Below are 12,175 nucleotides of genomic sequence, written 5' to 3'. Positions count from 1 at the left end.
TTCGACCGTGTGGACAGTCTGATTGCCGTTATCAGCATTTATGCCGCCTTTGTATATTTGTTTTAAACCGCCTGTCTCACATGGTTGGGGGAGCTGATTATGTCCGAACAAAAACAGATTTCATCTTTATCGATCTTGGGCGTATTGTTGGCACTGGGATTGATGGCTGCGGCGTTTATTTTGGGCGTGCAGTTTAAGAATCTGCGCCAACCGGGGACGATTACCGTAAAAGGTTTGGCGGAGAAAAACTTCCAATCCGACAGCGCGACGTGGAATACGGGCGTGAACGCACACGGCGAGAGCTACCAGGAAGTTTTGGATTTGCTGACGGCAAGACGCAAGAAGCTGTCTAAATTTTTGGGCGAGCAAGGCTTTGCGGCGGCTGAAATGAAAGTGGGCCTGCCCGAAGTGTCGCGCGTTTTCAATGAAACCCGCGACGAACTGGGCAACGTAACCCGCACGCCCAACGGCTACGATGGCGACCTCAATATTGTGGTCAACACCAAAAAACTGGACAAAATTCAAGTCGCCCAGCGCGCCATTTTGAACTTTCGTGCGCAAAACGAATTCATCCGCTTCGACAATCCGCAATATTTGCTGGGCAATTTGGAAACCATCAAACGCGATTTGATTACGCAGGCGACTGAGGATGCGCAGAAACGCGCGGCCGAATTTGCCAAAACCGGCGGCGGCAAAGTGGGTGCCATGCGTTCTGCTTCACAAGGCTCGTTCAATATCTATGCCGACACCGGCAGCAGCGAGGACGACGAGTACGGCGGTTCTTACGATAAAAGCACTGTCGGCAAACAAGTCCGACTGGTTGTTACCATCGAATACGGCATTGAGTAATTCTTTCAGACGGCCTTTTCAGCCGGGAGGCAAAAGGCCGTCTGAAAATTGGAAACGGCAAAGAAATCTATTTCAAACACAATGAATACCGTTTGCACAGCACACAAAGAACACACCATGACACAACAAGTCCTGACCATATTAGGCAGTACCGGTAGCATAGGCGAAAGCACTTTAGACGTTGTCTCCCGCCATCCTGAAAAATTCCGCGTGTTCGCGCTGGCAGGGCATAGGCAGGTGGACAAGCTGGCGGCGCAATGCAAACAGTTCCGTCCGGAATATGCCGTTGTCGGCGATGCCGACCATGCCGCCGAGCTGGAAAAGAAACTCAAACAAGAAGGCATCAGTACGCAGGTTTTATATGGTTCTCAAGCCCTGATTGATGTGGCTTCGGCTGATGAAGTCAGCGGCGTAATGTGTGCCATTGTCGGCGCGGCCGGCTTGCCATCGGCTTTGGCCGCCGCTCAAAAAGGCAAAACCATTTATCTGGCAAACAAAGAAACGCTGGTGGTTTCCGGCGCATTGTTCATGGAAACCGCCCGTCAAAACAGCGCCACCGTCTTGCCGATTGACAGCGAACACAACGCCATCTTCCAAGTATTGCCAAGGGATTACACAGGCCGTCTGAATGAGCACGGTATCAATTCGATTATCCTGACCGCGTCGGGCGGCCCCTTCCTTAATACCGATTTAAGTACATTTGACAGCATTACGCCCGAGCAGGCGGTCAAGCATCCGAATTGGAGCATGGGGCGCAAAATTTCCGTCGATTCCGCGTCAATGATGAATAAGGGCTTGGAGTTGATTGAGGCGCATTGGCTGTTTAACTGTCCGCCGGAAAAACTGGAAGTCGTCATTCATCCGCAATCCGTGATACACAGCATGGTGCGTTATCGAGATGGTTCGGTATTGGCGCAGTTGGGTAATCCTGATATGCGTACGCCGATTGCTTATTGCTTGGGTCTGCCCGAACGCATCAACTCCGGCGTGGGCGAACTGGATTTCGGCGCATTGTCCGCATTGACCTTCCAAAAGCCTGACTTTAACCGTTTCTCATGTCTGAAACTTGCCTATCAGGCCATGAATGCAGGCGGCGCCGCGCCTTGCGTGTTGAACGCCGCCAACGAAGTTGCCGTGGCCGCTTTTTTAGATAAACGTATTAAGTTTACCGATATTGCCAAAGTCGTTGCCCACTGCCTTGCCCAAGATTTTTCAGACAGCCATCATGATATCGAAGGCCTGCTGGCGCAAGACGCGCAAACACGCAGGCAGGCAGAAGCCTTTATCGGCAAACAATAAAGCTTTAATGACAGGCCGTCTGAAACGTCAACCGCTTGGCATTTAGGCAGACAAAATGGAACAACTGCCTTTATAATCGGTTTTCAGACGGCCTTATCCGTTGATTATCACATTCCACTCAGGGGATTTTTTTGCAAACCTTTTTAGCCTTTATCGTCGCCATTCTGATTTTGGTCAGCCTGCATGAGTTCGGACACTATATTGTTGCCCGCTGGTGCGGCGTTAAAGTCGTGCGCTTTTCCATCGGCTTCGGTAAGCCCTTTTTCACCCGAAAACGCGGCGATACCGAGTGGTGTCTTGCCCTGATTCCGCTGGGCGGTTACGTTAAAATGGTCGATACGCGCGAAGGCGAGGTGGCAGAAGCAGATTTGCCGTACGCCTTTGACAAGCAGCATCCGGCCAAGCGCATCGCCATTGTCGCCGCCGGTCCTTTGACCAATTTGATTTTGGCCGTTTTGCTTTACGGTTTGAGCTTTTCCTTCGGCGTGACCGAGTTGCGCCCCTATGTCGGCATGGTCGAGCCTGCCAGTATTGCCGCCAAAGCAGGTTTTCAGGAAGGCGATAAAATTGTATCGGTCAACGGAATCGCCGTTAAAGACTGGAGCGATGCGCAAACCGAGATGGTGTTGAACCTTGAAGCTGGCCCTGTAAAAGTCGCTGTTCAGACGGCCTCAAATACCCAAGCTATCCGCATAATTGATGCTGCCGGCACGCCTGAAGCAGGTAAAGTTGCGAAAAACCAAGGCAACATCGGCCTTTTGCCTTTTAGAATTACTAACCGCATCGGCAAAGTCTTGGCCAATAGTCCGGCCGAAAAAGCAGGTTTGAAGGAAAACGACAAACTGCTGACCGCCGATGGGAAACCCATCGAAAGCTGGCAGGCATGGACGGAACTCTTCCGCGCCAGCCCCGGCAAACGAATCGAGCTGACTTACGAGCGCGACGGTAAAATACTGGCGACCGCTATCCGGCCGGACAGCGTCGAGCAGTCGGCGGGCGTGCTGGTGGGTAGAGCAGGGCTTGCCGCCCAAGCGGATAAAGAGTGGGATAAAACCATCCGCTACCGTTATACGCCTTCCGTTGCCCAAGCCTTTGAATTGGGTTGGAACAAAACCGTCAACTATTCGTGGACGACCCTCAAATTTTTCGGAAAACTGGTTACAGGCAATGCCTCTTTGAACCATATTTCCGGCCCCTTGACCATTGCCGATGTCGCCGGACAATCCGCCAAACTCGGATTGCAGAGCTACCTCGAATTTCTGGCCTTGGTCAGCATCAGCTTAGGCGTGTTGAACCTTTTGCCCGTGCCCGTTTTAGACGGCGGACATTTGGTTTTCTACACCGCCGAATGGATACGCGGAAAGCCTTTGAGCGAGCGCATACAGGCAGTCGGCCTGCGCTTCGGACTGGCAGCCATGCTTTTGATGATGGCTGTGGCTTTCTTTAATGACATCAACCGTTTGTTTGGATAATTTATGAAACTGAACCAGATTGCTTCCGCTTTAATGGTATTGAGCCTGTCTCCACTGGCATTGGCTGACTTTACCATTCAGGACATCCGCGTCGAAGGCCTGCAACGCACCGAGCCGAGTACCGTCTTCAACTACCTGCCTGTTAAAGTCGGTGATAATTTCAATGATGCGCGCAGTGAAGAAATCATCAAAAAACTCTACGCAACCGGTTTCTTTGACGACGTACGCGTCGAGACCATGGACAATCAAGTCCTGCTGACCGTGATTGAGCGTCCGACCATCAGCTCGCTCAATATTACCGGTGCGAAAATGCTGCAAAACGATGCCATCAAGAAAAACCTTGAAGCATTCGGTTTGGCGCAATCCCAATACTTCAACCAAGCAACGCTGAACCAAGCCGTTGCCGGTTTGAAAGAAGAGTATTTGAGCCGTGGCAAACAGTCTGTCCAAATCACTCCGACCGTAACCAAACTCGCCCGCAACCGCGTGTCTATTGATATTGCCATCGAAGAGGGCAAATCTACCAAGATTACCGATATTTCATTTGAAGGCAACGAAGTTTATTCCGACCGCCGTCTGATGAAACAAATGTCCCTGAGCGAAGGCGGCATGTGGACTTGGATCACGAAGAGCAACCAGTTCAATGAGCAAAAATTTGCTCAGGACATGGAAAAAATTACCAATTTCTATCAAAACAACGGCTACTTCAACTTCCGCATTTTGGATACCGATATCCAAACCAACGAAGACAAAACCAAGCAGACCATTAAAGTAACCGTCAGCGAAGGCGACCGCTTCCGCTGGGGCAATGTACGCATCGAAGGCGATACGCTGGAAGTGCCGAAAGAAGATTTGGAAAAACTGCTGACCATGAAGTCGGGCAAATGGTACGAGCGCGCGCAAATGTCCAATTCGCTCGAAGCCATCCAAAACCGCATGGGTCAGGCAGGTTACGCATTCAGCGAAATCAATGTCCAACCGATTCCAAATGCCGAAACGCATACCGTTGATTTTGTGTTGACCGTTCAACCGGGCCGCAAAATCTATGTAAACGAAATCAACATTACCGGCAACAACAAAACCCGTGACGAAGTCATCCGCCGCGAGTTGCGCCAAATGGAATCGGCGCCTTACGACTCTGCCAAACTGCAACGTTCTAAAGAGCGCGTTGAGTTGTTGGGCTACTTCGACAACGTTCAATTTGATGCGGTTCCTGTGGCCAATACCCCTGACCAAGTTGACCTGAACATGAGCCTGACCGAACGTTCTACCGGCTCGCTCGACTTGAGCGCAGGTTGGGTTCAGGATACCGGTTTGGTGATGTCTGCCGGCGTGGCTCAAGACAACCTGTTCGGTACGGGTAAATCCGTTGCCCTGCGTGCTTCCCGCAGTAAAACCACAGTAAACGGCTCGTTGTCGTTTACCGACCCATACTTCACACCTGATGGCGTAAGCTTGGGCTACGACCTTTACGGCAAGACTTACGACCCACGTAAAGCTTCTTCCAGCGCGAAACAATATAAAACCACGACTTTCGGCGGCGGTTTGCGTATCGGTATTCCGGTTACCGAATATGACCGTGTGAACTTCGGTTTGGCCGCAGAACGCTTGACCGTGAACACCTACAAAGGCGCGCCTAAACGCTATGCCGACTTTATCAACCAATATGGTAAAGGCGACGGTAGTGGCGTGGGTAACTTCAAAGGCTGGTTGTACAAAGGTACCATCGGCTGGGGCCGCAACAAAACCGACAATGCCTTGTGGCCGACCCGCGGTTACCTGACCGGCGTAAACGGCGAAATCGCTTTGCCGGGCAGCGACCTGCAATACTACACCCTGACCCACAACCAAACTTGGTTCTTCCCGTTGAGCAAAGATTTCACGCTGATGCTGGGTGGTGAAGTCGGTTATGGCAACGGCTACGGCAAAACCAAAACCATGCCGTTCTTTGAAAACTTCTACGGCGGCGGCTTAGGCTCTGTCCGCGGCTTTGAAAGCGGTACGCTGGGCCCGAAAGTTTATGACGAATACGGCGAGAAAATCAGCTACGGCGGTAACAAAAAAGCCAACGTTTCCGCAGAGTTGCTCTTCCCAATGCCGGGCATTAAAGACTCGCGTACCGTCCGTCTGAGCCTGTTTGCCGATGCTGGCAGCGTGTGGGACGGCAAAACCTACAACGACGGCAGCAGCAGCAATTCCAATGGCGTATCCCAAAACGTGTACGGCGTAGGCACAACGCACAAATCGACATTCAAAAACGAATTGCGTTACTCTGCCGGTGCTGCCGTGACCTGGCTCTCTCCGCTGGGTCCGATGAAGTTCAGTTATGCTTACCCGATTAAGAAAAAAGAAGGCGACGAAATCCAACGCTTCCAATTCCAACTCGGTACGACATTCTGATGATGTTTAGGCCGTCTGAAACCCGGTTTGTCCGTTTCAGACGGCCTCATGGCAGATTGGCGGTAAGCTTATTGCAAACCGCCCGTTTGTTTTCAAGCAAGGATTTTTATCATGAGTAAAATAGCCGACACCCTCCGTGTCCTCGCCGTAGCCCTGCCGGGTTTCGTGCTGTTGCCGCAAGCGGCGGCGGATGGCGTGCAGAAAATCGGTTTTATCAATACCGAGCGCGTTTATCAGGAATCCAAGCAGGCGCAAAGCATTCAGATGACTTTGGAAAAAGAGTTCAAAAGCCGTCAAACCGCCTTGCAAAAGCTGCAGCAGGAAGGCGAGGCTTTGGAGCGAAAACTGAGCGGCGACAAGCTCAGCGACAGCCAAAGGGAAGCGGAAACCCAAAAATGGCGCAATCTGGTACAGAAATTCCGCAAGCAGCAGGCTGAGTTGGCTGAAGACTACAACCTACGCCGCAATGAAGAATTCGCCGCGCTCCAGCAAAATGCCAACCGCGTCATTGTCGATTTGGCCAAGCGCGAAGGTTACGACTTCATCTTGCAGGACGTGATTTACGTCAACGGCCGCTACGACATTACCGACAGCGTTATCAAAGCCCTAAACGCCCACTGACCCTGCTCGGCAGCGAATGTGACCATACAGACAAACCTAAGGCCGTCTGAAACCCAAACCGGCATCTTTCAGACGGCCTGACATCTTGACGGCAGATTATCATGACTTCACAAGCATACACCCTGTCCCAAATCGTTTCCCAGCTCGGCGGCGAATGGAAAGGCGAAGACATCGCCATTACCGCCGTCCGTCCGTTGGATCAGGCGCAGGCGGAACACATCAGCTTTTTGGCCAATCCGAAATACAAAGCCGAAGTACACGACAGCCAAGCAGGTGCAGTGATTGTGTCGCCGAAAGCCGCAGACGAATTTGCGGGCCGCAACCTGATTGTGGCTGCCGACCCTTATCTTTATTTTGCCAAGGTGGCACGATTGTTCTCGCCGATTGTCAAAGCACAGGGCGGCGTACATCCGACCGCCGTTGTCGAGGCCAGCGCCAAAGTGCCGGCAAGCTGCGAAATCGGCGCGAATGCCTATATCGGCGCGAATGCCGTATTGGGCGAAGGCTGCCGTATTTTGGCCAATGCCGTTGTCCAACACGATTGCACGTTGGGCGATGAAGTCGTGCTGCACCCCAACGCTGTCATCTACTACGGCTGCACTTTGGGCAATCGTGTCGAAATCCACAGCGGCGCCGTCATCGGTGCGGACGGTTTTGGCTTGGCCTTTGCCGGCGATTCATGGTTTAAAATTCCGCAAACCGGCGCCGTCACGCTGGGCGATGATGTGGAAATCGGTTCGAACACCAATATCGACCGCGGCGCAATGAGCGACACGACCGTCAGCAACGGCACCAAAATCGACAACCAAGTCCAAATCGGCCACAACTGCAAAATCGGTTCACATACCGTTATCGCCGCCAAGACCGGCATTTCCGGCAGTGTCACCATCGGCAATTATTGTATTATCGGCGGCGGCGTCGGCACGGTCGGACACATTGAAATCGCCGATAAAACCACCATCGGCGGCGGAACATCCGTTACCCACAGCATTACCGAAAGCGGCCAGCATCTGGCCGGTATTTTCCCGATGTCGGGCTACAAAGACTGGGCACGCAATGCCGTTTATATCCACCGTTTGAGCGAAATGAACAAACGCCTCAAAACGCTGGAAAAACAGCTTGCCGACAGCGACGAAGCCTAAAGGCGGCGCAAACAGTCCGCGCCCCACATCCGAATACGTTTAAACCCAATACAAACAAGGAAAGACGAACATCATGGACGTACAACTCCCGATCGAAGCCAAAGACATTCAAAAACTTATCCCACACCGCTATCCGTTTTTGCAACTCGACCGCATTACCGCGTTCGAACCGATGAAAACCCTGACTGCGATTAAAAACGTCACCATGAACGAGCCGCAGTTCCAAGGCCACTTTCCTGACCTGCCCGTGATGCCCGGCGTGTTGATTATCGAAGCCATGGCGCAAGCGTGCGGCACACTCGCCATCCTCAGCGAAGGCGGCCGCAAAGAAAACGAATTCTTCTTCTTCGCCGGTATCGACGACGCCCGTTTCAAACGCCAAGTCATTCCCGGCGACCAACTGGTTTTTGAAGTCGAGCTGTTGACCAACAAACGCGGTATCGGCAAATTCAATGCCGTTGCCAAAGTCGACGGCCAAGTTGCCGTTGAAGCCGTGATTATGTGCGCCAAACGCGTGGTGTAAGAATGGGACAGGCCGTCTGAAAGTTCAGACGGCATCTTGCAGGCAATACCTGTATCAGACAGCAAGGAGACAGCATGACACTTATCCATCCGACCGCCGTCATCGACCCTAAAGCCGAACTCGACTCCAGCATCAAAGTCGGCCCATACAGCATCATCGGCCCCAATGTGCAAATCGGTGCGAATACCGAAATCGGTCCGCACGTCGTCATCAACGGCCATACGACCATCGGTGAAAACAACCGTATTTTCCAATTTGCCAGCCTCGGCGAAATTCCGCAGGACAAAAAATACCGCGACGAACCTACTAAGCTGATTATCGGCAACGGCAACACCATCCGCGAATTTACGACGTTTAACCTCGGTACGGTTACCGGTATCGGCGAAACCCGTATCGGCGACGACAACTGGATTATGGCCTACTGCCACCTTGCCCATGACTGCGTGGTCGGCAACCATACCATCTTCGCCAACAACGCCTCACTCGCAGGTCATGTTACCATCGGCGACTACGTCGTCTTGGGCGGCTACACGCTGGTGTTCCAATTCTGCCAAATCGGCGACTACGCTATGACCGCGTTTGCCGCCGGCGTACACAAAGACGTACCGCCGTACTTTATGGCTGCTGGCTACCGCGCCGAACCGGCCGGTCTCAACAGCGAAGGTATGCGCCGCAACGGTTTCACAGCCGAACAGATTGCCTCCGTCAAAGATGTGTATAAAACCATTTACCATCGCGGCATTCCGTTTGAAGAGGCCAAGGCAGACATTCTGAAACGCGCCGAAACCCAAAGCGAATTGGCGGTATTTAAAGACTTTTTTGCACAATCCACACGCGGCATTATCCGTTGATTGATGGATTGAAGGCCGTCTGAAACTTTTTCAGACGGCCTTTGGATTGCAAAAATCCGATTAGCGGGGCAGATTTCCTGTCCGTTTGCCGCTGATGCCGTCTGAAAACGGGCAGGCAAATGTCTGCCTCAAAATCTTTTAGCTTCCGAACCTCAACAACATGAACCCCAATCCTTCCCCCCTTATCGCCATCAGCGTTGGCGAAGCTTCCGGCGACTTACTCGGCGCACACTTAATCCGTGCCATTAAGGCGCGTTGCCCGAATGCGCGGTTTACCGGCATCGGCGGCGAGCGCATGAAAGCGGAGGGTTTCGAGAGTTTGTACGATCAGGAAAAGTTGGCGGTGCGCGGTTTTGTTGAGGTCATCAAACGCCTGCCGCAGATTTTGAAAATCCGCAAAGGGCTGGTGAACGATTTAATCCGCCTCAAGCCGGATGTGTTTATCGGCATCGATGCGCCGGACTTTAATCTCGGCGTGGCGGAAAAACTCAAGCAGGCAGGCATTCATACCATTCATTACGTCAGCCCGTCGGTTTGGGCGTGGCGACGCGAACGGGTCAATAAAATCGTGCATCAGGTCAACCGCGTGTTGTGCCTGTTTCCGATGGAGCCGCAGCTATATATCGATGCCGGAGGCAAGGCTGAGTTTGTCGGCCATCCGATGGCGCAAACCATGCCTGTGGAAGCGGATAGGACGGCGGCGCGGCAGAAGCTGGGCGTGCCTGCGGACGTGCCCGTGTTTGCCATATTGCCCGGTAGCCGTGTGAGCGAAATCGATTACATGGCGGCGGTGTTTTTTCAGACGGCCTTATTGCTGCTGAAACGTTATCCGCAGGCACAGTTTTTGCTGCCGGTGGCAACGGCCGCAACGCGCAAACGCATTAGCGAAATTTTGGCGCAGCCTGAGTTTTCAGCCCTTCCCATTACGTTGACCGACAAGCAGTCGGATACAGTTTGCACCGCTGCCGACGTGGTATTGGTTACCAGTGGTACAGCGACTTTGGAAGTAGCCTTGTGTAAACGGCCTATGGTCATCAGCTACAAAATTTCGCCGCTGACTTATGTGTATGTGAAACGCAAAATCAAAGTGCCGCATGTCGGTTTGCCCAATATTCTGTTGGGTAAAGCCGCCGTTCCCGAGCTGCTGCAACACGACGCCGTCCCTGAAAAACTGGCGCAGGCCGTAGCAGACTGGTATGACCGCCCTGAAGCCGTGGCCGCGTTGGAACAGGATTTCCACGCCTTGCATCTGCTGTTGAAAAAAGATACGGCGGCATTGGCGGCGGCGGCAGTATTGGAAGAAGCCGGATTTTCAGACGGCCTGAAAGACAATTAAGGAAAATACATGAATTTATTGGGAGCCTTGGCCAAGGTTGGCAGCCTGACGATGGTGTCGCGCATTTTAGGCTTTGTGCGCGATACGATTATCGCCCGTGCGTTTGGTGCAGGCATGGCGACAGATGCGTTTTTTGTCGCGTTTAAACTGCCCAACCTGCTGCGGCGCGTGTTTGCAGAGGGCGCATTTGCCCAAGCCTTCGTACCGATTTTGGCGGAATACAAAGAAACTCGCTCACCCGAAGCCACGCAGGTGTTTGTGCGTCATGTGGCCGGTATGCTGTCGTTTGTGTTGGTCATCGTTACCGCGCTGGGCATACTTGCCGCGCCATGGGTGATTTATGTTTCCGCGCCCGGTTTTGCCAAAGAAGCCGATAAGTTTCAGCTTTCCATCGACCTGCTGCGGGTAACGTTTCCTTATATCTTTTTGATTTCATTGTCATCTTTTGTCGGCTCGATACTCAACTCCTATCATAAATTCGGTATTCCCGCCTTTACGCCGACATTTTTGAACATTTCCTTTATCGTCTTTTCCCTGTTTTTTGTACCGTATTTCGATCCGCCCGTTATGGCTTTGGCGTGGGCGGTATTTGTCGGCGGCGTGTTGCAGCTGGTGTTCCAACTGCCTTGGTTGGCAAAATTGGGCTTCTTGAAAATGCCCAAACTCAGCTTTAAAGATGCGGCGGTCAACCGTGTACTGAAACAGATGGCACCGGCTATTTTGGGCGTAAGCGTGGCGCAGATTTCATTGGTTATCAACACCATTTTTGCCTCGTTTTTACAGTCCGGCAGCGTGTCGTGGATGTATTACGCCGACCGACTAATGGAATTGCCGACCGGCGTTTTGGGTGTGGCACTCGGTACAATCTTGCTGCCTACCTTGTCCAAACACGCAGCCAGTCAGGATACCGAGCAGTTTTCCGGCCTGCTCGACTGGGGTTTACGCTTGTGTATGCTGCTGACCCTGCCTGCCGCCGTCGGCCTTGCCGTGTTGTCTTTCCCTCTGGTTACGACCTTGTTCATGTACCGTGAATTTACGTTGCACGACGCGCAAATGACCCAATACGCGCTGATTGCCTATTCCTTCGGCTTAATCGGGCTGATTATGATTAAAGTGTTGGCACCCGGCTTCTACGCGCGCCAAAACATCAAAACTCCTGTTAAGGTCGCTATTTTCACGCTGATTTGCACGCAGTTGATGAACCTCGCCTTCATTTCGCCGCTCAAACACGTCGGCCTGTCCCTCGCTATCGGTTTGGGCGCGTGTCTGAATGCAGGTTTGCTGTTTTTCCTTTTGCGCAAACACGGCATCTACCGTCCCGGCAAAGGTTGGGCAGCGTTTTTGGTTAAAATGGTCATCTCTTTGGTCGTCATGGGCGGCGGTTTGTGGCTGGCGCAATATTATCTGCCGTTTGAATGGGTGCACGTCGGCGGCTTTAAAAAAGCAGGCCAACTCTGCGTTCTGATTGCCTTGGGCGGCGGCCTCTACTTCGTTTCCCTTGCCGCGCTCGGCTTCCGTCCGCACCATTTCCGCAGAGTAGAAAAATAAGCAGTAGGGCGTATAGTTTGGCTTAAAGGCTATTCACTAAAAAGGCCGTCTGAAACATTTTCAGACGGCCTTATATATTGCGCCCTATCGCAGGGGCATTTTTAACATAACTAAAGCCCCTTTAACAAAGGGGC

At 52.5% G+C, this 12,175-nt stretch carries 10 protein-coding genes; all 10 read left to right on the top strand.

Translation table 11 applies throughout. The annotated features are described in order from the left end of the window. Nucleotides 1–99: 99 nt before the first annotated feature. The 10 genes from ACTHSP_RS12770 to murJ all read left to right on the top strand — a co-directional run bounded on the left by ACTHSP_RS12770 (nucleotide 100) and on the right by murJ (nucleotide 12,041). On the top strand, nucleotides 100–849 hold the full coding sequence (locus ACTHSP_RS12770) for an SIMPL domain-containing protein (protein ID WP_440346215.1): 750 nt from the start codon (nucleotides 100–102) through the stop codon (nucleotides 847–849). A 117-nt stretch (nucleotides 850–966) separates the two neighbouring features. Then, nucleotides 967–2,148, top strand: coding sequence for a 1-deoxy-D-xylulose-5-phosphate reductoisomerase (gene ispC, locus ACTHSP_RS12765; protein WP_440346214.1), 1,182 nt, complete (start codon nucleotides 967–969; stop codon nucleotides 2,146–2,148). A gap of 131 nt (nucleotides 2,149–2,279) precedes the next feature. After that, complete coding sequence (gene rseP / locus ACTHSP_RS12760) at nucleotides 2,280–3,620, top strand: RIP metalloprotease RseP (RefSeq protein ID WP_440346213.1); 1,341 nt, start codon at nucleotides 2,280–2,282, stop codon at nucleotides 3,618–3,620. A 3-nt stretch (nucleotides 3,621–3,623) separates the two neighbouring features. Continuing rightward, a complete protein-coding gene (gene bamA, locus ACTHSP_RS12755) occupies nucleotides 3,624–6,020 on the top strand; it encodes an outer membrane protein assembly factor BamA (RefSeq protein ID WP_440346212.1) in 2,397 nt (798 codons plus the stop codon). A gap of 111 nt (nucleotides 6,021–6,131) precedes the next feature. After that, the gene (locus ACTHSP_RS12750) at nucleotides 6,132–6,641 is read left to right on the top strand and encodes an OmpH family outer membrane protein (protein ID WP_003686729.1); all 510 of its coding nucleotides are present in this window, start codon (nucleotides 6,132–6,134) and stop codon (nucleotides 6,639–6,641) included. Between the two features lie 101 nt (nucleotides 6,642–6,742). Continuing rightward, nucleotides 6,743–7,783, top strand: coding sequence for a UDP-3-O-(3-hydroxymyristoyl)glucosamine N-acyltransferase (gene lpxD, locus ACTHSP_RS12745; RefSeq protein WP_440346211.1), 1,041 nt, complete (start codon nucleotides 6,743–6,745; stop codon nucleotides 7,781–7,783). Between the two features lie 73 nt (nucleotides 7,784–7,856). Next, nucleotides 7,857–8,306, top strand: a complete 450-nt coding sequence (gene fabZ, locus ACTHSP_RS12740) for a 3-hydroxyacyl-ACP dehydratase FabZ (protein ID WP_003681704.1) — start codon at nucleotides 7,857–7,859, stop codon at nucleotides 8,304–8,306. Between the two features lie 74 nt (nucleotides 8,307–8,380). After that, nucleotides 8,381–9,157 carry an acyl-ACP--UDP-N-acetylglucosamine O-acyltransferase gene (gene lpxA / locus ACTHSP_RS12735; RefSeq protein WP_049350886.1) on the top strand — a complete coding sequence of 259 codons (777 nt, stop codon included), beginning with the start codon at nucleotides 8,381–8,383 and terminating at the stop codon, nucleotides 9,155–9,157. 160 nt (nucleotides 9,158–9,317) lie between these two features. After that, complete coding sequence (lpxB, locus tag ACTHSP_RS12730) at nucleotides 9,318–10,493, top strand: lipid-A-disaccharide synthase (RefSeq protein ID WP_371464970.1); 1,176 nt, start codon at nucleotides 9,318–9,320, stop codon at nucleotides 10,491–10,493. A gap of 9 nt (nucleotides 10,494–10,502) precedes the next feature. After that, the gene (gene murJ, locus ACTHSP_RS12725) at nucleotides 10,503–12,041 is read left to right on the top strand and encodes a murein biosynthesis integral membrane protein MurJ (RefSeq protein WP_049350884.1); all 1,539 of its coding nucleotides are present in this window, start codon (nucleotides 10,503–10,505) and stop codon (nucleotides 12,039–12,041) included. Nucleotides 12,042–12,175 lie beyond the last annotated feature (134 nt).

Source organism: Neisseria sp. P0001.S005 (assembly GCF_051963715.1).
Note: the sequence above shows the minus strand (reverse complement) of the source record. Positions and strands in the feature narration are given on the sequence as shown.